This is a genomic window from Roseivirga sp. (assembly GCF_049099775.1).
GTDB lineage: Bacteria > Bacteroidota > Bacteroidia > Cytophagales > Cyclobacteriaceae > Roseivirga.
The window spans coordinates 251,250-274,208 of sequence record NZ_JAGDZM010000013.1 but is presented as its reverse complement, the minus strand read 5'-3'; the positions used below and the strand labels follow the sequence as shown (position 1 = coordinate 274,208).

General features: G+C 38.1%; 14 protein-coding genes. 8 read left to right on the top strand and 6 right to left on the bottom strand.

Annotated features, from left to right (window positions below):
- The first annotated feature begins 5 nt into the window (after positions 1-5).
- From JXQ92_RS18320 to JXQ92_RS18310, 3 genes are all read left to right on the top strand, one after another.
- Positions 6-1,340, top strand: a complete 1,335-nt coding sequence (locus JXQ92_RS18320; protein ID WP_421988097.1) for an amidohydrolase family protein — start codon at positions 6-8, stop codon at positions 1,338-1,340.
- Positions 1,341-1,515: 175 nt separating this feature from the next.
- Complete coding sequence (gene mnmA, locus JXQ92_RS18315) at positions 1,516-2,718, top strand: tRNA 2-thiouridine(34) synthase MnmA (protein WP_421988096.1); 1,203 nt, start codon at positions 1,516-1,518, stop codon at positions 2,716-2,718.
- 91 nt (positions 2,719-2,809) lie between these two features.
- Positions 2,810-3,226 carry a hypothetical protein gene (locus JXQ92_RS18310; protein WP_421988095.1) on the top strand — a complete coding sequence of 139 codons (417 nt, stop codon included), beginning with the start codon at positions 2,810-2,812 and terminating at the stop codon, positions 3,224-3,226.
- 80 nt (positions 3,227-3,306) lie between these two features.
- Here the strand turns inward: JXQ92_RS18310 and JXQ92_RS18305 are convergent, their stop codons facing one another.
- The 4 genes from JXQ92_RS18305 to JXQ92_RS18290 all read right to left on the bottom strand — a co-directional run bounded on the left by JXQ92_RS18305 (position 3,307) and on the right by JXQ92_RS18290 (position 13,327).
- Entirely contained in the window at positions 3,307-5,760 is a 2,454-nt protein-coding gene (locus tag JXQ92_RS18305; protein ID WP_421988094.1) for an ABC transporter permease, read from the bottom strand.
- A 141-nt stretch (positions 5,761-5,901) separates the two neighbouring features.
- Positions 5,902-8,322 (bottom strand): ABC transporter permease, encoded by a 2,421-nt coding sequence (locus JXQ92_RS18300; protein WP_421988093.1) that lies wholly within the window; start codon positions 8,320-8,322, stop codon positions 5,902-5,904.
- A gap of 137 nt (positions 8,323-8,459) precedes the next feature.
- Positions 8,460-10,907, bottom strand: a complete 2,448-nt coding sequence (locus JXQ92_RS18295) for an ABC transporter permease (RefSeq protein ID WP_421988092.1) — start codon at positions 10,905-10,907, stop codon at positions 8,460-8,462.
- A gap of 11 nt (positions 10,908-10,918) precedes the next feature.
- Positions 10,919-13,327, bottom strand: a complete 2,409-nt coding sequence (locus JXQ92_RS18290) for an ABC transporter permease (protein WP_421988091.1) — start codon at positions 13,325-13,327, stop codon at positions 10,919-10,921.
- Positions 13,328-13,520: 193 nt separating this feature from the next.
- Here JXQ92_RS18290 and JXQ92_RS18285 point away from each other — a divergent pair, with 193 nt between their 5' ends.
- From JXQ92_RS18285 to JXQ92_RS18275, 3 genes are read left to right on the top strand one after another with little or no spacing between them, the layout of a single operon-like run.
- Positions 13,521-14,894 (top strand): sigma-54-dependent transcriptional regulator, encoded by a 1,374-nt coding sequence (locus JXQ92_RS18285; RefSeq protein ID WP_421988090.1) that lies wholly within the window; start codon positions 13,521-13,523, stop codon positions 14,892-14,894.
- A gap of 48 nt (positions 14,895-14,942) precedes the next feature.
- A complete protein-coding gene (locus JXQ92_RS18280) occupies positions 14,943-15,416 on the top strand; it encodes a hypothetical protein (protein WP_421988089.1) in 474 nt (157 codons plus the stop codon).
- Positions 15,416-16,753, top strand: a complete 1,338-nt coding sequence (locus JXQ92_RS18275; RefSeq protein WP_421988088.1) for a sensor histidine kinase — start codon at positions 15,416-15,418, stop codon at positions 16,751-16,753. The genes JXQ92_RS18280 and JXQ92_RS18275 overlap by 1 nt, the downstream gene beginning before the upstream one ends.
- Here JXQ92_RS18275 and JXQ92_RS18270 read toward each other — a convergent pair whose 3' ends face one another.
- Positions 16,754-18,016, bottom strand: a complete 1,263-nt coding sequence (locus JXQ92_RS18270; protein WP_421988087.1) for a hypothetical protein — start codon at positions 18,014-18,016, stop codon at positions 16,754-16,756.
- 294 nt (positions 18,017-18,310) lie between these two features.
- On the opposite strand from JXQ92_RS18270, the gene JXQ92_RS18265 reads away from it, so the two are divergent.
- Positions 18,311-20,215: a peptidase M61 gene (locus tag JXQ92_RS18265; protein ID WP_421988086.1), complete on the top strand. Its 1,905-nt coding sequence runs from the start codon at positions 18,311-18,313 to the stop codon at positions 20,213-20,215.
- Positions 20,216-20,369: 154 nt separating this feature from the next.
- On the top strand, positions 20,370-21,803 hold the full coding sequence (locus JXQ92_RS18260) for a Gfo/Idh/MocA family protein (protein WP_421988085.1): 1,434 nt from the start codon (positions 20,370-20,372) through the stop codon (positions 21,801-21,803).
- Positions 21,804-22,098: 295 nt separating this feature from the next.
- Here the strand turns inward: JXQ92_RS18260 and JXQ92_RS18255 are convergent, their stop codons facing one another.
- On the bottom strand, positions 22,099-22,956 hold the full coding sequence (locus JXQ92_RS18255; protein WP_421988084.1) for a DUF5777 family beta-barrel protein: 858 nt from the start codon (positions 22,954-22,956) through the stop codon (positions 22,099-22,101).
- Positions 22,957-22,959: the final 3 nt, after the last annotated feature.

Here is a 22,959-nt window from a genome sequence, read left to right as displayed (position 1 = left end):
AGGATATGAAGAATTTAAGAATACTATTCGCAGCACTCTTTATGTTGACTTTCGTTCCTCTTTTGTCTTTGGCACAGGAGGATGATCAAGTCCTAAGAGCGCGTAACGGTAAGTTTGCGTTGACTAACGCAAAAATTTATACCGTAACAAACGGGATTATTGAAAACGGTACCATTGTAATTAATGGCGGTGTAATCGAAGCTGTTGGTGCCGATGTAACTATTCCTGCTGATGCAGAAGTTATTGATTGTAAAGGAAGAGAAATCTACCCAGGCATGATCGATGGTGGTACTACTTTAGGTTTATCAGAAATCGGAAGTATTGCAGAAGCGAATGACACCAGAGAATTTGGTGCATTAACACCTCAAATGGAAGCTTTAACGGCTGTAAACCCTAATTCGGTGGCAATCCCTGTTACTCGAGTTAGTGGTGTTACAACGGTTTGGACTATGCCAAGAGGCGGTGCTTTAGCGGGTACAGCTGCATCAATTAACCTATTCGGTTATACACCTGATCAAATGTATGCTGGTTCCAAAGGGATTGTTATGACCTTCCCTTCTACTGGTCGAGGCAGACGATTCAGAAGACTTTCTCCAGCTGAACTTAAGAAACGTCAGGAAAGAGCATTAAAGCAAATCAACGATGCTTGGGACAAAGCTGAGCTTTATGCTAAAATTGAGAATGCTGATGAAGTAAGATCATACCCAGAAATCGAAGCATTAGTACCCGTAGTGAAAGGTGACATGATGCTTTTCATTGAAGTAAATGCGGCAAAAGATATCATCGCAACTATTGATTGGGTAAAAGAAAGAGGTTACAAAAAAGTAATCCTTACTGGTGTATCTGAAGGATGGAGAGTTGCCGATAAAATTGCAGAATCAGGTTTATCAGTAATTACTGGTCCAGTTCAAGCGATACCAACACGTCAGTCCGATGCTTATGATGCAGCTTATGCTAATCCAGGTATTATGTCTAAAGCCGGTGTTAAAGTCGCCTTAAGAACTATGGAAGCTGAAAACGTAAGAAACTTACCTTATCATGCAGGTTTTGCTGCAGCATACGGTATGGGGCGTGAAGAAGCATTAAAGGCTATTACCATTAATGCCGCTGAAATTCTTGGAATTGGAGATCAGGTAGGCTCTATCGAAGTAGGTAAAAAAGCAAACATCTTTGTAGCAACAGGAGATCCGTTTGAAACCGCTACTAAAATCACTGAGCTATTTATTGATGGTTATAAGGTACCGATGACATCACGTCAAATCAGACTTTATGACGAATTCTTAAATAGAACACCAGGTGTAGATAAGTCTAAAAAGGCTATCGACATCAAGAAGAAATAAACCTCTTCAACCTCAACCTAGGAAAAGGGCTTCGAATTATCGAGGCCCTTTTTTATTGTTTTTAGCCGACCAAAAACAGCGTTAAAATACAAGACAAAAAACAACATCATGTTTTTCAGAACATTACAACTATTTTTGCAAAAACGATGTTAGCCTTCCGAGTTAGGATAAAATCATGGGAAAAAGAGTAGTTGTAGGACTTTCGGGTGGAGTAGATTCCAGTGTTACCGCCCACTTACTAATAGAGCAAGGCTATGAAGTGATAGCCATGTTTATGCGTAACTGGGTTGATGACTCTGTCATTATTTCAGAAGAATGTCCATGGGTAGAAGATAGCAACGATGCATTAGCCGTTGCAGAGAAATTAGGGATCCCTTTTCACGTAATAGATTTAAGCGAGCAATATAAAGAACGTATCGTCGATTATATGTTCAAAGAATATGAGCAAGGTCGCACGCCGAACCCAGATATTCTTTGCAACCGAGAAGTGAAATTCGACATATTCTTAAAAGCAGCATTAAAACTTAAAGCAGATTTTGTGGCTACTGGACATTACGTTCAGAAAGACACCATTGTGGAAAATGGCAAAGAAATTCACCGGTTACTAGCAGGAGAAGACCCTAATAAAGATCAAAGCTATTTTCTATGTCAACTAAACCAGGAACAGCTTTCGAAAGCCCTCTTCCCTATTGGACACTTACAAAAATCGGAGGTAAGAGAAATTGCTAGAAAAGCTGACTTAATAACAGCAGAAAAGAAAGACTCACAAGGTTTATGCTTTATAGGAAAAGTTAGGTTACCTGATTTCTTACAGCAACAATTGGCACCGAAAAAGGGCGAAATTCGTGAACTAGGTGTTCATGAAACAAATTTTCAAACTTATTATAAACAAGCCAATCAGTCATTTGAGAATAAGCGCGAGGAACTAATAGCGCTTTCAGCACCTTACGAATATCAACCAGAAGATGGTAAAGTAGTAGGCCAACATAACGGAGCTCACTATTTTACGATTGGTCAAAGAAAAGGCCTAGCTGTAGGTGGTACACCAGAACCACTTTTTGTCATTGAAAAAGATACGATTAATAACATCATATATACAGGTCAAGGTGATCATCATCCAGGGCTGTTACGACGTGGGCTATTAGTACCTAACGAAGGTATCCATTGGGTAAGAGCAGATTTGAAATTAAAAGTCGGTGAATCTAGAAGTTATTTAGCGAGAATTAGATACAGACAACCACTGGAACGAGCTACGCTATATATGGAGTCCGACGGTTTGTACGTTATTTTCGATGAACACCAGAAAGGAATAGCCCCAGGTCAGTTTGTAGCTTGGTATAGTAAAAATGAACTAATTGGATCAGGTGAAATTGCCTAATTTGGCATTTAACACTGATTCAAATCCAAATTTTATATCCAATTAAACCTTTTGGACAATCTTTTGTCCAAAGCCATGTAAACAGAAAACTATGAGAAAGACATTATTATTTATGAGTATGCTGCTTTTTGTAGGACTTGCGGCACATGCACAAAGAGGAGGTCAAGGCGGACAGCGTGGACAACGCGGCGAGAGAGTGAGTCCAGAAGAGGCTGCTAAAACACTAGCTGAGAATTTTCAAGAACAATTCGGCCTTTCTGACGAACAATACAAAAAGACATATGATGTGCTTTTAACCACTAATAAAGAAAGAACTGAAAAGCTTCAGGAAATGAGAGAAAGTGGTGAAAGAGCTGGTATGCGTGAAGTAATTACAGAGTTTCAAGAGAAAAGCGATAAACAACTCAAAGAAATTTTTAATGAAACACAATGGACCGCTTACGAAAAGTGGAAAGCAGAAAGAGAATCACAAAGAGGTGGTCGCGGAGGCGGCCGCGGAGGCAATTAAACTTGCTTGTGTTTTTAGTTGAATAAAGAAGCCCCGACTGCAATCGGGGCTTCACTATTTTTAGAAGTAAGGACTAATAATTATTCGTAGCGAAGAGACTTTACTGGATTCTCATTCGCCGCTTTTATTGCTTGAGTTGTTACTGTTGCCAAAGCGATTAAAAGTAGTCCTACGGCAGGTACTATAAATAATAAGACAGATAACTCAATTCGATAAGCATAGCCTGATAACCACTCATTCATTCCGAAATAAGCTATCGGTGTAGCAAGAAGAATAGCTATAGAAATCAATTTCAAGAAACTTGACGAAAGTAATTTAATAATTGTACCTACGCTGGCTCCTAATACCTTACGAATTCCAATCTCTTTAATTCTTTGCTGCACTTCGTAAAGGACAAGACCGAACAAGCCAAGAATAGCCACGAATATCGTAATTCCTGCAAAAGTTGTAAATACCGTTCCAAACTGTCGATCAGCTTGATACTGTTTTTCAAAATTCTCATCTAAAAAGAAATAGTCAAAATCGCTTTCAGGATATACTTGTCTATATACTTTCTCAATCTCACCTAATATAGATTTATACGCCTTTCCAGGATTATTTCCCGCATTTAGCTTTATGGATACATAGTCAGAAGCGTAGCCATATCGATCGAAGAATAAAACAGTTGGGTCTACCTTAGTCTTTAAGGAATGGTGGTTGTAGTCTGCGAAAACGCCTATTATTGCTACTTGCGCACCAAACCTGTTGATCTTTTGTCCTACAGCCTCTTCATTAGTGGAGTACCCGAAAATTTTTCGGCTTGTTTCGTTAATCATGATTCCGTCATAGCCACCGCTATCTGGAATCAAGTTTTCAATATTCGAATCAAATGTTCTTCCTGCTAGAATTTCAAACTCAAAAGCTTTTGTGAAATCTTCATCTACTCTGAAAAATGAGAAACTTACTCCCCTTCCGGTTTTATTGACTAGTTCATAAAAACCCGTTGTCGTATTCATTTCCGTTGTTCCTTGACCAAAAACTGTTTCGGAATAGGCTACCGATTTCACCTGTGCGACTCGATTTAATTCAGATTTTAAAGTTTTTCTATGCTCACTCTGAAGACTATCGTTTGCCGACATTACAGGGTTTCTAATTACGATGGTTTGATCAATATTTACACCTAATGATTGTGAACGCATATGATTAACCTGCTGATATATTGTAACAGTACCTGCTAGAAGTAACATCGTAATCATAAATTGAAAAATTACTAAACCCTTTCGTAAGATTAACCCGCCCTTAGAGTCTTTTAAGCGTCCGCTAATAACCGCTAATGGCCTATAATTGGACAAAACCAATGCTGGATAAATACCAGAAGCGAAAGAGCCAATTATCAAAATTGCCGCTACCTGTAATAGGGCCTGCGTATTCTGGAACACATTAAAAGAAAGATCCAAACCAGCAAACTCATTGAAAAGCGGCAATACACCTTGGATGCACGTTAGGGTTAACACTACGGCCAAGAAATTGAGCATAAAGGACTCCATTAAAAATTGAGTAATCAATGCTCCTTTGTTCGAACCCAATACTTTTCTTACCCCTACTTCTTTTCCTCTTTCCATAGCTCGTGCAGTAGAAAGATTGATAAAGTTCACCCAAGCAATGATCAATACGAATATGGCAACCACTAAGAGTATATTTACAATAGACTGGCTGCCATTAGTTTCTGCCTCATAAGTTTTATCAGAGTTTAAATGAATGTCAGTTAATGGTTGTATATCTAAACTATCACCGCGCTCTAAGAATGGTTCAGTTCTTTCAAAGTAGGTCGCATTGAAGCGTTTTTCGAATTCATTGTCCAGCGCAGTGTTGGCCAAAATGTACATATACTCATTATTGCCACCGAAATTATCGTACTTACTTCCGAACTCTTCGACAGCCGTTTGATATGAGACCAAAATATCAAACTTCAAATGTGCGTTTTCAGGAACATCCTTAATAACTCCTGTAACAAGCATTGGTAACTCACCTCCGCCAGGTAAAAGTTTAATCATTTTACCCATTGGATCTTCTTCACCAAAGTATCTCTCGGCAGTACTCTCTGAAATTACTATGGTATTAGCGTCTTTTAGCGCGGTAGCCCTATTTCCCATTTGCAATTCCCAATCAAAAACCTCTAACCAAGAAGGCGTAGCAAAGTAAACACCGTCTTCATTAAACGCTTTATCGCCATTTTTTAAAGACATACGACCAAATTTTCTCGCCATGGCATACTCCTCTACCTCTGCGAATTCGTCTTTTGCCAACTTGCCGGCTGCAGGGTAACATTGCGCATCTGCAATCTGGAAGTCTTCGCCATTGTAAATGTCAACTGAAATGCGATAGATATCATTGGCTCTGCTGTGAAATGTATCATAACTCATTTCATACTTAGCATATGTTAAAATGAGTAAACAGACCGTCATGCCGACAGTAAGTCCTAAAACATTGATAAAGGTGAAAGACTTTCTTTTTTGAAAGTTTCTAAGTGCAACGGAAATATGATTTTTAAACATGTTGTTTTGAATTTGTATGCCATACAACAGACAATACTAATACCAAATATATAACTCTCTATTAATCAAGTATATAACGGATTTAGCATCCTAATAAACGTATCATGATGACACACTTTCGTATCATCATGATACGTTTTATTACTCGTATCGCAAAGTGTCAGCCGGGTTTGTTCGAATAGCTTTAATCACTTGATAGCAAATGGTACCTAAGGTTAAGAAAAACAGCAGTGCAATAGGAAGAACAAGCAAGCCAGTAGTGATATCCATATGGCTGGAAAAATTAACTAACCACTTCTGTATAAAGTAATACCCAATAGGCAAACCAATAACCGAAGCGAGACTTATTAACAGCGCATATTCCTTGGTTAACAAATAGAATATGTGATTCACTGGCGCGCCAAGAATTTTACGAATACCAATTTCTCTCGCGCGCTGACTGATATTATATAATGAGAGCCCAAAAAGTCCTAATGCCGTAATAATGATCGCTAAGATGGAAAAGAAAGAAAATATTTGACCAAAAAGACGATCTGCTTTATACTGCCGATCATAATACTCGTCTAAAAAGAAATATTCAAAATGACTGGTCGTAAAACTCCTGTCGAATATGGTTTGAATTTCACTTACCACTTCGCTCATATTGTCGCTATTGAGCTTTATTGAATAAAATTTATCCCTATTGACTTTAGTATAGATATGAGGTTTTCTATTCACTTTGAGCGACTCTTGACTGATATCATCTACAATACCAATGAGTCGGTATGGTAGCGTTTCATAATAAATCGTTTTACCAATCCAATCAGCAAGGTTATCTTCTCCCAACAATTCTTTAGCCGTTTGATGACTCAACACTACTGATGTAGAATCAGAAAATCCCTTAGAAAAACTACGTCCATAAATGACATCAATCTCGTAGAGATCAGTAAAAAACTCATCCACGGCAATATCTTTAGCATAAAGTGCTTTATCATCAGAGCCAGGACCTAATGCAATCCATCTCATGCGTGAAATTTCATAACCCGGAATTTCTGATGAAGCACTTACGCCCAATACTTCACTCATTTGATTCACACTATTCATGAATGAAGCCTTGCTTGAAAACCGGCTTTCCATTTCCATAAAAGGCTTTTTCACTACTAGCGTGCGGTCAATATTCATTCCCAAAGACTGATTTTGCATGAATAACAGCTGCTTTTTCACAGCTAATGTTCCTACGATTAACACCAAGGCTATCACATATTGGAAAAGCGTTAGGCCACGTCTGAATAGCAATCCAGATTTACTTGTTTTACTTTTCCCGTTCAAGACGATAGATACTTTTTGACTTGAAAAAAGAAGCGCTGGATAAAAGCCAAATATGATAGATCCAAGCGGAAAAGCCGCTATAAAAGCTAGAGTGATAAATAAAGATTCAGCTTCGAAAAACGTGATGGGTATTCCTATTAATCCTTCGAAGAAACTCCGCGTTAACTGAAGTAAGGTCAAAGAAATTATGATTGCAAAGAAATTGGTTGTGAATGATTCCATTAAAAACTGTCCCATTAATTGGCGTTTATAACCACCCATTACTTTTCGAATGCCTACTTCTTTGGCCCTATCAACAAGCTTTGAGCTGCTTAGGTTTATATAATTTACCCAAGCAATCACCATTATAAAAACCCCAATGATGGATAGAAAAGTCACAGTGTCGCCATTTCCATTTGCCTCAATTTCATAGGAATGGTGAGAATTAAGGTGTATATCTTGAATATTCTGTAGTTTCATTGTCACCCCGTCCTCATCAAACCAAGCGCCCTCTATTCCAGCAAAAAGCTCGTTAATCTTTGACTCTAAGGCCCTAGGAGAAGCTCCACCGGCTGTTTTTATATATGTATAGAAGTTTCCCCAGTTATATACGTTATCTAGGTTCCAATTTGCCGGCAAGGATTTCATAGAGCACAGCATTTCGAATTTAATATGTGTGTTTTCCGGCAAGTCTTTAAAAACACCTGTCACTTTAAAATCTGTTCCTAAATTTTTAAATCGCAGTACTTTACCTAAGGCTGGGGCATCTCCAAAAAACAGTTTAGCATACTTCTCGGAAATGATTAATTCAAACGGATTGTTAAGCGAAACGGAAGATGAAACGCCTTCTTTCCATTTAAAATCAATGATTTTAATGGCGTCTTGATCTGAAAAGAACCCACTCGAAACATTATAAGTCTTGTACTGATCGTCCAGACCATTGTATGTGAAAGCAAATGATTGAAAAATCTTATCGTAACCAATAAAGCGAGCGACATGCTTTATTTCAGGTAATTCTTCCTCTAAAGGAATTTTCATGCCTGAGAAAACAGATGCTACGCCGTCATCTGGATCTTCGTTCGCTTCCACCCGATAAATTCGATAGATATTATCAGCTTCGGCATGATATTGATCATAACTCTTTTCGAAACTCACATACTTGTAAATAAGCAAACAGGCAACCATCGATAAGGCTAAACCAAATACATTTACGATAGAAAAAACCTTGTTTTTAGAAAGCTGTCGAATGGCCAATTTTATATTTCTAATAAGCATTACGAAGTTATTTTAATCTTTTCTTAGTACTTCCATTGGATTACTATTTGCTGTTCTTACAGCAATCCTCCCTGTTGTTAAAATGGTAATAAAAACATCACTCTTTGTAGAAATCAAGAACATATAAGTCTTTAAGCCTATTCCTGACGTAAGGAATTGATTGGGTTAGATTTTGCAGTTTTAAAGGTCTGTCCAAGTATAATAGCCAGACTAATGAACAACACACTAACAATGGGAACCAGAAAGAAGAATAAACCGATAGAAGTTTGATAAGCAAAACCTGACAACCATTCAGTAGCTCCCCAATAAATTAGTGGCAAACCAATTGCACTAGCCAATCCTATTAAAAGGATAAAGTCTTTAGACAGCATTTGCAAAATATTTGGAATAGTAGCGCCAAGTACCTTTCTAATCCCTATTTCTTTAGTCTTTTGAATGGCAGAGTACCCTGCCAAACCAAATAGGCCTAAGCATGCAATGGCTATTGCCAAAACTGAGAATAAGTTGAAAATAGCGCCAAATTGCTTATCCTCTTGGTATTGACTTTCAAAACGAGTATCCATGAAATTATATTCAAAAATATCGTTTGGATAAAACTCTTCGAACGTCTTTTCTATATAAGCGATTGTCTCGGAAAGCTTAGCATCATTTACACGTATGTGATAAGTATCATCACCGCCGCTCATAAAGGGCGCTAACATTAAAGGTTCAATGGTTGATTTTAAAGACCTGTGATGAAAATCGGCGGTTACTCCCAAAACTTCCCAATCTCTACCGAAGAAGGTAAGTTTTGTATTTACAGCATCTTCCGGACGTTCAAAGCCCAAGAGTTTTGTAGCTTTTTCGTTTAGAATTGTACCTTTTACCAAATTAAAATCAGGGTTATGATCAGTTCTCACGAAATTTCTCCCAGCTATAATCTCAACTTCATAAACATCTAGAAAACCATAGTTTGCGCTAATCCTATTCAACATATGTCCTTCACTTTCTGGACCTGTTCTTACATTGAAAGTTCTAGGCAACCGACTACCGAAAACAGAACCCGAAGTGCCTACTTTTTCTATTCGGGAATTTTGTTCAAGCTTATTGGTAAACTGATGCATCCGTTCAACAAACGTACTATCGAAACGAGTTAAAGAAGGTGGTTCTACGGTAATGACCCGACTCATATTAACGCCTAGGTCTTGATTTCTCATAAAATTAGTCTGCTGATACACTAAAATAGTTCCAGCTATTAATGCAATAGATAGTGCAAACTGAAAGACTACCAACGTTTTTCTTAATTGCTGTCCTTTTGAACTCTTGCCAAAAGTACCTTTCAATGATTGAGAGGCTTTGAAGCTGGAAAGCACAAAGGCGGGATATATTCCGGATATAAATGACCCAATAAAGAGTAAGCCAATCATCCAGATGTATAATGGTAAAGAATATAGTTCAGAATTTAAGAAAACTAAAAGGTCTAATTCTCTGCCTACCAAACGGTTAAAGAAGTTCCGAGAAACTTGTACAAAAGTAATCGCCAGAATAAAGGCAAAGAAATTTAAGATTAAAGACTCTACTAAAAATTGGTTCACTAGCTGCCCTTTGCTTGCACCTACTACTTTTCGCACGCCGACTTCTTTAGCGCGTTGTAAAGACTTAGAAGTAGCAAGATTGATATAGTTAATCCATGCCATGGCCAAGATAAAAGCAGCCACCAATATCAAAGTCCAAACCATGCTTCCACTTGCAGTGGTATGGTTTTCGTACTCATAATCTGAATACAGATAAACATCTTCTAAAGGCTGTAAATGAAACTTTTCGAATGTCCCAGTCACATTATCTCCTTCAAAATAAGTATTACTGAAATCTTCAAATTTGGCTTCCAGTGCTTTCACGTCCGCATTTTCAGCAACTTGGATATAATGGAAGTAATCTGAACCTGTCCAGCTAAATTCAGCTTGGTCGAAAAAATCAAAAGTGGTGGCTCGAGATAAAATGATCTCATACTGAAGACTGGAATTATGCGGAGCATCTTCAATCACCCCTGCCAGTTCATATTCCGTGCGGCTCGATCCCATTTCTATAATCTTACCTAGGTGAATATCCCACCCTTCATTTTTACCAGGAAATAGTTTTTTGGCTGTGCTTTCAGTAACAACCATTTTTCTTTTTTCATTAAAAATAGATTCTGGGTTACCAGCCAGTACCTCAAAAGAGAACATTTTGAAAAAGCTTGGCTCAACTAAAATGCTAAAAGGTATTTTAACTGTATGCTCATTATGCGTAATCACATTTTGACCGAATGTGCTTAGTGTAAAGTAGTCTACGATTTCCGGATAGTCTTCAAACATTTGCTTACCTACAGCAGAATAAGTGATCTGTCCACGTTGAATCATTCTATCGCCTGTAAACCGTTCGTTCATCACGCGATAAATATTGGCCGAATTCTTATGAAAGCGATCTACATTTAATTCGTTAAAGGCATATTGTAGAATTAATGTTGACGCAGTAATTCCAATAGAAAGGCCCATTATATTGATGAAAGAAAAGAGTCTGTTCTTTCTTAATGACCTCAATGTTGTTTTAAAGTAGTTTTTGAGCATTTGATTTAGGTTTAATCGTTTCTTAATACTTCAGCAGGATTAGTTCTTACTGATTTGATTGAATGGAACAACACCGTACCAACAGCAATGGTGAGCAGTACTAGCATAGATATCATAAACAGTTCTGGCGAGATTTCTACATGATATGCAAAGCCATCAAGCCAACTTGACATCAATTGATAAGCGATGGGTATAGAGATAAGGGCTGATACAACTATCAGAATAAGGGTTTGTCTGTTGAGCAAAAATGCAATCTCACTAAATTCGGCACCGAGAACTTTTCGAATACTAATCTCTTTGATTCTATTCGCCATGTTGATCCCTGTAAGCCCAAAAAGACCTATACAAGCGATCAGAATTCCGATAGTCGTGGACGACTGAATAATGCTCTGCCAACGCTTGCTATCCTTATATCTGGTTGCCAAGAAGTCGTCCATAAATCGCACTTCATCTAGCGGTTCTCCCGTAGCGTTTTTAAAAGCTGTTTTTATATCTGCAATACCCTGTTCTACACTGCCTCCATTTAATTTCACAAATAGAGATGATAAGTTTTCAGGGTTTCTTAAGTCGAAACTTATAGGGTACATGGCCGCCTGAAGCGATTCGAAATGAAAGTCTTTTACGACACCACCAATGTAGGATTTCATATAGCCAAAAGCGGCAGTATCTGCTTCCAGCAAGTCAAAATAGGTTTCGTTAATATAGTTTTTGCCTTCCACTAATTCGCCTTCTTTAGGTGCCGGGTAACCTTGTCGGTCGACAAATTGAATATTCAATGTTTTCAAAAAATCTTTATCCACACCCACCCGTCTAATCCTGTGTTCCACTCCATTCATTACCATCATACCGAAACCGCTACCTCCTATAAAAATGCCATTGCTTGTTCCGACACCTTGAACTGCGGTCGATTTGGCAAGCTCTTGTTTCACCAGGTGGGATTTACCCCATAGGCCACCAACCATGACCACCTGATCTTTATCAAACCCTAAATCCTTTTGATTGATGTATTCAAATTGCTTTTGCATTATTAACGTCACAGAAATAAAGACAAGGCATAATGTGAATTGGAAAATCATCATGCCTCTAATCAGTTTTGGACTGACACGACTAGTTGTTTGCCCCTTTAGGCCGGCTATTACCTTGATTCTTGACAAGACCTGAGCAGGGTATCCTCCGGCTATAAAAGAGATCAATAATCCAAATACTAAACCATAGCCTAACAATTGCACATTTTCACCCACCGTAGGCATTAGAGATTTTCCAGCGAAATCGTTGAATTTAGGTAGCAAGCCCTGCATTAGTGTAAAACCGCCAAGGACTGATAGTATAGTTAGGGCAACCGCTTCCAAGTAGAATTGCAATTTTAGCTGAGTTACATTAGCTCCCACTACCTTACGAACTGCTATTTCTACCCTTCTGCTGGCAGAAGATGCGATGCTGATTGATAAATAGTTTATACTAGCGATAATAAGTATCACCGCAGAAATAGCAATGAGTATATAAGAGTAAAGCGGTGAAGAGGACTTATAGAATTGTAAAGTAGGATCTAGGTATACATCTGAAACGTTTCTAAGGCCATATTCTTGAACTGGATTATCCGCTGACAACTTTAACATCTTACGCTGACCATCAAGCGTCTTATCACTGTTTCGCTCTAGCCAAATGTCTCTTACTTTCGAATTGACTGCTTCTACTTGCGAAGGATCTTTGAGTTTAAAAAAGGCAGAAATGGCAAAGTAATTCCAATCGTCGGCATGCTCTTTATAGTAGTATGAATTCTCAACAGGCAACACAATATTCAAATTGAACATCGTATTATGGGGTAAATCAATAAGGCCAGAAACAACATATATCGTGTTGGGCTCTCCTAGTACTACTAGGTCTTTGCCGATTACATCGGTACTTCCATAGTGTTTTATGGCAAAGTCTTTTGTGATAACGGCATTGCTCTTATTACTAAGAGCGACTTCCGCATCTCCCCTAAGGAAATCGAATGTAAAGTGATCGAAAAAATTGCCATCAACATAATGAACCGTCTCCCTAGATTTTACACCATCTTTTAAAGTTTGCAGCCCTTGCGACTCCACTCTTGTGATACTTTCAATCTCCGGTACTTTCGATTTAATATCGCTAAGAAAAGGTAGGTTAGTCGTATAAGACCTTTGTATTCCTTCTAGCGGTTCAACATCCCAAAAACCAGCTTCCATTTTAGGATTGTCCGCTTTGTATTTGATCGAATGGAATAAATACAGGCTTTCGCTATCCTTATGAAAATTGTCATAGCTGAACTCATCTTGGACGAATAAGTAGACGAGAAAGCACATCATTAATGATACTGACAGGCCAATGAAATTGATGAAAGAATAAAGCTTATTCTTAATGTGGATTCTAAATGCTGCCTTGAAATAATTTTTAAACATTTTCTGACGGTTTAAGGGTCGATGCTCCACATTTATCCTAATTCCGTGCCTAAATTACAAACACCTGTTATTCTGATAGTTACAGAATCTATCTACCGATTATAACTAAATTCGTCTCATTGTGACACGAACACTTGTATCAATATGAGACAATGAATACATTAGTAGCTCATTAAGACACTGTATACAGAAAATGAGCAAAGAGGACGCTAAAATCCTAGTATTAGATGATGATCAGGGAGTGCTGTATACAGCGAAAATGATACTTAAACAACACTTTGAAACTGTCATTATTGAGAAAGACCCGTTGAAGCTTGATTTCCTTCTCAATCAGCATCAGTACGATGTTATTGTACTAGACATGAACTTCTCCTATGGACTTACCAGTGGAAAGGAAGGTATAAAGTTACTTCGTAAGATTTTGGCGAAAGATCCGAACGCTCATGTTTTAATGAATACGGCTTACGGAGAAATCGACATCGCTGTGGAGGCAATGAAAGAAGGTGCCGTCGACTTTTTAGTTAAGCCTTGGCAAAAGGAAAAACTTTTAGCCACCGTTCAATCAATTTGCAAGCTCAGCAAAACCAAAAAGCAAGTACAAGACTTAAAAACAAGCCAGAAAATCGTCGTAAAAGATCAGCAAAGAGAATTTGATGATATAATAAGTGTTAGCGATTCTATGAAGCCTATTTTTGAGGCGATCAACAAGGTAGCTGAAACTGATGCTAACGTATTGATTTTAGGCGAAAACGGTACTGGAAAAGAACTAATAGCCCGAGCAATTCATAATAGGTCGCCAAGGGTAGATGAAAATTTTATTAAAGTCGATTTAGGTGCAGTTTCTGAAAGTCTTTTCGAATCTGAACTATTTGGTCATGTAAAAGGAGCATTTACTGATGCTCGAGAAGATCGACCTGGACGGTTCGAAATGGCGCATGAGGGTACCCTGTTTCTCGATGAAATTGGCAATTTATCCCTAGCCATGCAGGCTAAGTTATTGACCGCCCTTCAGTTCAAACAAATATCAAGAGTCGGCTCTAATAGGGCTATCACTTTAGATACTCGTTTGATCTGCGCAACGAATATGCCCTTGTATGACATGATTGTCGAGAATGAATTTCGACAAGATTTACTCTACCGAATTAATACAGTAGAAATTAAGCTTCCACCTTTAAGAGAACGTCTAGAAGATATAGAACCTTTGGCAAGACATTTTCTAAAAATGTATGGCAAGAAGTATCGCAAAGAGAAAATGCGATTAAACGACACCACTTTGAGCAAGTTAAAAAAGTATTCTTGGCCAGGGAATGTCAGGGAACTTCAGCATGCCATTGAAAGGGCGGTAATCATGGCCAACTCTCCACTTTTAGCACCTGAAGACTTCTTATTAATAGAAAGGCCTACCCAAAACGTAATTGCTTCAGACAATTATAACATTGAGGAAATGGAAAAACAAGCCATTCAAAATGCAGTGAGGAATGCGGAAGGAAACTTGACAAAAGCCGCTCAAACTTTAGGTTTAGGTCGTAGCACACTCTACAGAAAGATGTCGAAATATGGTCTGTAATTTTGAAAAGATTTTGCTAGATTAGCCTGACCTAACCACTTCAACCAGATGAAATTCTTCACCACTTTCATGGTCCTATGTTTACTACTTTCTCCAGCTTTAGGACAAGAATCTATCGATGATATTGCTAAACAGATCAGAGAAAGTCAATTGAAAGATGAAACCAGCGACTGGGTTCATTTCGGTACTTTTGATTACACAGTGAAAGGTGTAGACAATAAAACTACCAGTTATTTAAGAGTTGAAGAAAATACTACGGTTAGAATGTACCTGTTGGCCAAAACTGATTGTTACATGTATTTCGATGTACGAAACCAGAAAGAATCTTACGTTTTTGGAACTAACGATCCGTTGAGCTTAGAAACTGACTTAAAGGGCTTTAAGGCGGCTACTTCAATGTATACCACGGAAAAAGAATTTATGATGAACATTAATTACGGCTTACGCTGGGGATGTGAAAAGATGATCAATACCGAGATGCGCCTGATTGTGTTCTATGTAAATAAAAACGCAGATGACTAATGGAGTACAAGTACTTCCGCATTAATGTTATCATTCGCATTTCCCTTATTATTCTTTTTGGTTACGGGGCTGTATATGTAGTTACGCAAACGCATTTTTGGCTTGTTTCCTTTTGGCTCTCCTTGGCGCTAATCATTACGCTAATCAACCTTATTAAATACGTTGAACGATCGCGACGAGAACTAGCTAATTTCCTTTTGGCCATTAAGCAGCAAGACTTTAGTAATACGTATCATTACAAAAAAGAAGGCGATCTCAATTACGCATTCCATGAGATTAACCATGTACTTAAAAAGTTGAGAAACGAAAAGGCTTCTAACCTTATATATCTTCAGACAGTAGTGGAGCACATACGGGTTGCGCTTATCTGCTTTGACGATAATATGCGTGTTCAACTATCGAATCATGCAGCCAAGTCTTTGTTCAATAAACCATTCATTACCTCCTTAAGATCGCTTGATAATACCTCATTAGAGTTGGTCGAATTAATAGAGCGATTGAAAAATGGCGAAAAAGAACTCGTTAAGCTCTCCATTGGTGGAAAGTTCGTGAACCTGTCGATTTTAGCCACGGAGTTCAAACTACAAGACGAATCGTTTAAACTTGTTTCTTTCCAAGATATAAAAAGTGAACTAGAAGCTAATGAACTAGAGTCTTGGCAAAAACTTATCAGAGTGTTGACTCATGAAATTAAGAACTCTGTTATTCCCATCTCTACCCTATCCGATGTTATACTACAGATGATAAAGGACGAAGAAGGACTCCCTGACCTTTCGCGATTAGATGATGAAGGTGTCGAAGATTTAGTAGGTGGGTTAGAAACGATAGAATCAAGAAGTAAAGGTTTAGCGAATTTTGTTAAGACGTATGATCAACTTACCAAAGTACCTAAACCTAAGCTACAGACCGTTTCTGTAAGCGGTATGCTGGAAAGGGTGAAGAACCTATTTAAAGTAGACATTGATCAGAAGCAAATGCGTTTCAAAATTGATTGTGATCAAGATTTGATGGTTTTAGCAGATCCGGATTTAATGGATCAGATTCTAATAAACCTTGTAAAAAATGCAATTGAAGCATTAAACGAATCACCAGGCCCTTCCATTTACTTAAGTGCAAAAAAAGAAGGCGATGAAATAGATATTTTAATCAAAGACAATGGCCCAGGCATTCCAGATGAGGTCATTGAAAACATCTTTGTGCCTTTTTACACGACCAAAGAAGCAGGTTCTGGGATTGGTTTATCGCTATCTCGTCAGATTATGAGACTGCACAATGGAAGCTTAGATGTTCTTTCAACCAGATCAACTGGTACTACATTTATTCTAAAGTTTTATTGATTATTGTGGGTCTACATTAGGTCCATATACCATAGAGTTGGGTGCGCTCAGTCCTTCTACATTAATAAGTCTTCTGAATTCTCCTGAAGTCAGGTCATATTCCTTAATCGTATTCTCTTGCCAGTCGCAAAGATAAAGTGCGTTGTTTCTACCAAATAAGAAGCCTTCAACACGTTCTAACCCCGATATAAAGTCACCTTCAAAATCACCGGACTGTAAATTGAACCTTCTTACGGCGCCATCATACCAATCCACTACAAATAGAGCATCACGTTCTTCATCAACCCAAATATTCACAGGAGCTGTGAGTATGTTTTCTCCAAAAACATTTAATTCATTACCCTCGCTGTCAAATTTTAATACCCTTCCGCTACCGAAACTAGCTAAATAGTAATTGGCTTGACTATCCCAAGCATGCCCCATTCCCTGGGATACATTCAAAATATATTCATCTACAAATTCACCATCTGAAGAATTGAATCTAACCACATGATTTCTACCATCTAGCCATTGACTAACATATAACAAACCATCAGGACCGATTGCCGTTTTAGTTGGTGTAACCAATGGGTAAGTCTTTGTAAAATCTCCTTTATACTCCCCTGTTTCTCGAGAAAAGGTTTTGACAGTATTATTCCCAATCCCTGTTACTAGAAAATCACCATCCGGCTTTTCAATGATGTCGATCAGTTCTACTAAACCTCCCTCAAAAGGGTTGATAAAGTTTCCGATTAACTCTCCTGTTACTTCATCAATAATAGCCACTGAATTACCCTGCCCATTGCCGATATATAAATCTCTAAGCTCTTTATCTTCAAGCAAAACAATCTCTTCAGAAATGGTAAACTCACTGGCAGCATTATCAAGATTATGAATGGCGGCTATTCCTACTGCATATGACTGACCGTTTCTAACCTGATTACCGGCATAGTCAGAAATTGTACCGACAAAATTCAAACGTGTTTCGCCTGAAAAAGCGGAAATAATTTGTGCTGTATTATTATCTCTTAAAAAATCATCGATAGTTATGGCACCTTGTTGACCATCTGGGATCAGAATCAACCTGAACTGTTCAACGTTTACAACAGGATTTCTATAAAAGAAAAACACACGGATGTCAGAAGCATCGTTCCGATTATTAATATCAAATAGTTGAATGTCCGATGGCCCGATGATATCGGGAACACTTTGTGCATCATCCTTGCTATTACACGATGTCAAAAGCGCAAATGATAGAAGAAATAGAATCAGCTTCTTATTCATAGTAATTAAATCCAAGAAATAGAGTTGATTTGAGCTAGACCTGAGAAATTCTCTGCGAAGACGCATTTTAAACGCAATCACAAGTTTAATGTAATCATTTTCAATTATATACGCGTTTAAAAAAAGTAAAAACTAACCAAGGTTTCTAGGTTTTCAGCGATATAATTGGCTCACCGAATGCAGAAGAAAGCATATTATCTTAAGTTTGGCTCCTAAATTGTAAAAGGAATGGGAAACCATATGCGGAAAGGCAGTATTGTTTCTTAAAAGGTTAATGAATTCAAAAGAATAAAGATGAATAGAAAGAGTTTAATGGTGCTGTTTTTGGGTCTAATGATCACAGCAAGTGTATGGGCAGCAAAGCCTTATAAATACACAGTTTACCTTACTAAGGTTGAGAATGACAAGGTTTTCGTAGAATTGACTCCTCCAAAAATCAAGAAAAACGAAATCGTTTTTTATTTGCCGAAAATTATACCGGGCACATATGCTATTGCTGATTATGGTAGAATGGTATCTGCATTTAAAGCATATGACAAAAAAGGAAATGTGCTAAGTGTAGAAAGAGTTGATGATAACACATGGAAGATCAGCAACGCAAAAAAACTACGAAAAATCACTTATCAAGTAGAAGATACTTACGACACTGTTTTAGAGGGCCCAGATATTTTTCAGCCCGCAGGAACCAATATTGAAGAAGGCAAGAATTACATAATCAACCCCAGTGGATTCTTTGGCTACTTCGAAGGCATGAAAAAAGAAGAATTTGAGATCAATTTCGTTCGAGACAGATCATTCTACGGTGCCACAGGCCTGAAAGCTGAAAAAATAGGTTTACAAAAGAATCTAAAACTTAATCCTGAAATAGCTACAGCAACAGAATCAGCTGTTCTTGACAGGTTTTCGGTCAAAGATTACGATCAGTTAGTTGATTCGCCATTAATGTATAGCAAGCTAGATACAGCCATAGTGAAAGTGGCCAATACTGAGGTCCTTGTCGCTAGTTATTCGCCAAACAATAAAGTAACATCAAAAGAAATTGCAGCGAGTATCAAAGAAGTTTTAGCCGCGCAAACTGATTTCCTCGGTGGGAAATTACCTGTTGATAAATATGCTTTCATTTTTTACTTCACAGATCAGCCTGTGACATCTTATGGTGCGTTAGAGCACTCGTATAGTTCTTTTTACTATATGCCTGAGCAAACTATTGAACAAATGAGTCAGCAATTGAGAGATTTTGCAGCGCATGAGTTCTTTCATATAGTTACACCTCTAAACATTCACTCTGAAGAGATAGGCAGTTTCGATTTTAACGATCCTAAAATGTCTCGTCACCTTTGGATGTACGAAGGTATGACAGAATATTTCGCAGGAAGCGTTCAGGTAAAATATGGCCTTGTATCGCCGGAAGAATATTTAGGCATGCTCGGAGAGAAAATTCTAACGGCAACACGTTTTAAAGATGAATTACCTTTTACGGAACTTAGTCTTGGTGCGTTAAATGAATATGCAGACCAGTATTACAATGTCTACCAAAAAGGGGCTTTAATCGGTGCTGCGCTTGATATCAAGTTGAGAAAACTATCTAACGGTTCATATGGTGTTCAGAATATGATGGCCGATTTATCAAAAAAATATGGCAAGGATAAATCTTTTCAAGATGACCAGCTTTTTGAAGAAATCGTAGCCATGACATATCCCGAAATTGATGAATTCTTCAAAACCTATGTTGCTGGTAATACACCGCTTCCTTATGATGAGATTTTTGGACAGGTAGGTGTAGAATTAACTAAAGATGCTACTACACTGCAGCACACAATTGTTATTAGCGGAGAGAATGTAGCCGTTACTATGCACGAAAACAAGCGCTACTTAGCGGTTGGCGATGTAACTAAAATGGATGCTCTAGGTCAAGCTTTAAAGTTCCAAAATGGTGATATCCTAGTTAAAATGAATGGAGATGAAATTAACTTCGGACCTGAAATCAATAGTTTCCTCAATAATCAGTTTGGCAAAATATCTACCGGATTAGAAACTATGACATTTACTGTTTTGAGAGACATTGACGGTGAGAAAAAGGAGGTGAAGTTGAGTGCACCAAATGTAAAAGTTGAGGTACCTCTCCCCTTATCTTTAAGGTTCGTTGATAACCCTAACGCTGAGCAACTAAGTTTAAGAAAATTGTGGATTGAGAAATAATCCTTTTTCAACTCCGAAAAAAATTGGGCCAGCGCGAAGCTGGCCTTTTTTATGCGCCATATTCAGCTTTTAAAACTTCTTGGCTTGATAATTATTGATTATCCATTTTCCCAAAATCTTTATAACTTATTGTCCTGACTTCAATCAACTATACATGGATAAGAAAATCACACCTGAATCAAGACGTTCGTTCATTAAAAACCTTGGCTTCGCAGGCGCTGCCTTCTCAATAGTTCCTAGGCATGTTCTGGGCAAAGGTTTTACTGCTCCTTCAGACACATTATATATTGCCGGAATCGGTGCTGGCGGTAAAGGAACAAGCGACTTAGCCAGTTTTGCCCAAAGTCCTAATGTGAAAATTGCCTATTTGTGTGACGTTGATGCGAGAAACACTAAGCAATCGGTTGAGAACTTCCCTGATGCACCTATGTATAAGGACTATCGCAAGATGCTTGAAGAAAATAAGGATAGTATCGACGCGGTATCTGTTTCTACACCAGATCATATGCACGCTGTTCAGGCCATGGCTGCCATGGAACTAGGTAAGCATGTCTACGTTCAAAAACCCCTGACGCATGATATTGCCGAAGCCCGTCAATTGACAGAGGCCGCCCAAAAATACAAGGTGGTGACACAAATGGGTAATCAAGGAGCCTCTGGGGATGGAGTGAGAAAAATGAAGGAATATTACGACGCTGGGCTAATTGGTGAAGTTCACACAGTGAAATGCTGGACGAATCGCGCGATTTGGCCAATGGCGCTGGAAACACCTACAAAAAAGGATAAGATACCAGATGGTCTTGATTGGGATTTGTGGTTAGGAACAGCAGAAAAAAGAGATTATAACGACGCTTACTTACCATTTGATTGGCGTGGATGGTCGGATTTTGGTACTGGTGCACTTGGAGATATGGCTTGCCATATTATGGATCCGGTATACCGAATTCTACCTATCCTGTACCCTAATCAAGTAGAATGTAGCGTTGCTGATGCATTTAAGGCGAACTTTGAGACCGTGAGCTACCCAAAAAGCTTCCCTACGGCCAGTAAAATTCATTTAAACTACCCAAGAACTGATGGTATTGGAAACATCAAAGTAACTTGGATGGACGGTGGCCTTAAACCGGAAAGACCAGAAGAACTTGGCGATGATGAAGCGTTTGGAAATTGGGATGGTGGAGTACTTTTTATTGGAACTAAAGGCAAACTCTTGGCGGACTGTTATGGTGCAAACCCAAGGCTCTTACCTCTTTCATTGAATGAGCAAATAGCCGTAAAAGAAACGATAGCCAGAGTACCTGAAGGACACTATCTGCAATGGGTAAATGCTTGTATTGCTGGCTTTGGTAATGCGGAAACAAGCTCATCGTTCGATTATGCTGGACCTTTCACCGAAAGTTTACTCATAGGCAATCTGGCGCTTAAAGCTTATTTCGAAGTAGATCCGGCGGCCAAAAACCAGGGTTTCTGGGGTGGTACTAAGTACCATGGTAGGAAGAGACTACAATGGGATGCTGCAAATATGAAAGTGACCAATTTCGAGGAGGCCAATAAATATGTGAAACGAGAATATAGAACAGGCTGGTAAACCGCTGCACTTTCAAAATTCAAGTCAGTAACTGAGAAAAGGCACCTATTGACCAGGTGTCTTTTTTATTAGAAGTGAATAGAATTAGTCGAAATACATTAATTGTTCTTTAGTTCAATAAGATTTAAATAACCATCAGCCCCCTATCGCTTAATTGAATTATGAGTTGCTTATTATATATGTGATTAGTTTAATATGTTTATATATATCATTATATATATGATAATGTATTAATAAAAAAGAGCAACCTAAGTTGCTCTTCTCATCTACATATAATCAACTAAAAAAGACTCGACTAAAAAACTCGAGAAATATTAAATCCAAAATGAATATCTCCATTGAAAAAGTCACCAGTGGTTTCTGTTATGAAGGCACGTTCGGCCATTGACCTAGCATTAGTAAAATTGAGATGGAATACGTGTCCTCCCGTCTCTATTTCTAAACCTATTCCAATCGCATCGTTGAATTGACTATCTAACTCATCGGTTAAACGATAGAAATACTCTGCATTAAGCGCTATTCTTTGAGATAACTTCATCCGTCCTCCAATTCCTAAAGCGAAAATATCGTTGGCCTGATTTTCTAATATCTTATTCCTGTGTACATAGGTTGGCGAAATTTGAACAGAAAATTTTTCATTTAATTTTCTGGCCACAAGCAACTGATGTGTATAAGATACTTTTGACGCAAAATCATCGTCTTCAAAATCAAAGTTATCTGCTGTTCTAATGGCAATACTACTTAAACCAGTTATAGTAACTGGTGTATTTACCTTGCCAGTAGATTGTCTTAAAAGATTGTATTTAATAAAACCGTCATAAACTTTCTGAAGCGAATTTCGGCCAATACCTGCTGTTATACGATCTGAAAGGCCGTATTCTAAAGAGAAACGTACATTTGCCGCATCCAATCCAAAGAATTCTTTGATTCCACTATTTACTCTTCCAAACCTGTGTGATATAAGGAATTCAAGTTCAGACTTTTTACGAGTCACCACTGTATGTCCGTTTATAAGGCGCTGGCCTTTAAAAGTGGCTAGCACGTAGTCAGTTTGGACTTCTTGTTCTTCATTTAAAAGATCAAGTAGGTCATCTTGAGCAGATAAATTAATGCTGATAACCATTAGTAAAAATATTGTTATTACGCTTTTCATGAT

Excerpts from the sequence above, each read along its gene's own strand:
- JXQ92_RS18255 (WP_421988084.1), bottom strand. The coding sequence starts at position 22,956 with ATGAAAAGCGTAATAACAATATTTTTACTAATGGTTATCAGCATTAAT.
- JXQ92_RS18280 (WP_421988089.1), top strand. The coding sequence starts at position 14,943 with ATGAAATTCTTCACCACTTTCATGGTCCTATGTTTACTACTTTCTCCA.
- JXQ92_RS18310 (WP_421988095.1), top strand. The coding sequence starts at position 2,810 with ATGAGAAAGACATTATTATTTATGAGTATGCTGCTTTTTGTAGGACTT.
- JXQ92_RS18275 (WP_421988088.1), top strand. The coding sequence starts at position 15,416 with ATGGAGTACAAGTACTTCCGCATTAATGTTATCATTCGCATTTCCCTT.
- JXQ92_RS18285 (WP_421988090.1), top strand. The coding sequence starts at position 13,521 with ATGAGCAAAGAGGACGCTAAAATCCTAGTATTAGATGATGATCAGGGA.
- JXQ92_RS18295 (WP_421988092.1), bottom strand. The coding sequence starts at position 10,907 with ATGCTCAAAAACTACTTTAAAACAACATTGAGGTCATTAAGAAAGAAC.
- JXQ92_RS18270 (WP_421988087.1), bottom strand. The coding sequence starts at position 18,016 with ATGAATAAGAAGCTGATTCTATTTCTTCTATCATTTGCGCTTTTGACA.
- JXQ92_RS18260 (WP_421988085.1), top strand. The coding sequence starts at position 20,370 with ATGGATAAGAAAATCACACCTGAATCAAGACGTTCGTTCATTAAAAAC.
- JXQ92_RS18300 (WP_421988093.1), bottom strand. The coding sequence starts at position 8,322 with ATGCTTATTAGAAATATAAAATTGGCCATTCGACAGCTTTCTAAAAAC.
- JXQ92_RS18320 (WP_421988097.1), top strand. The coding sequence starts at position 6 with ATGAAGAATTTAAGAATACTATTCGCAGCACTCTTTATGTTGACTTTC.
- mnmA (WP_421988096.1), top strand. The coding sequence starts at position 1,516 with ATGGGAAAAAGAGTAGTTGTAGGACTTTCGGGTGGAGTAGATTCCAGT.
- JXQ92_RS18265 (WP_421988086.1), top strand. The coding sequence starts at position 18,311 with ATGAATAGAAAGAGTTTAATGGTGCTGTTTTTGGGTCTAATGATCACA.
- JXQ92_RS18305 (WP_421988094.1), bottom strand. The coding sequence starts at position 5,760 with ATGTTTAAAAATCATATTTCCGTTGCACTTAGAAACTTTCAAAAAAGA.
- JXQ92_RS18290 (WP_421988091.1), bottom strand. The coding sequence starts at position 13,327 with ATGTTTAAAAATTATTTCAAGGCAGCATTTAGAATCCACATTAAGAAT.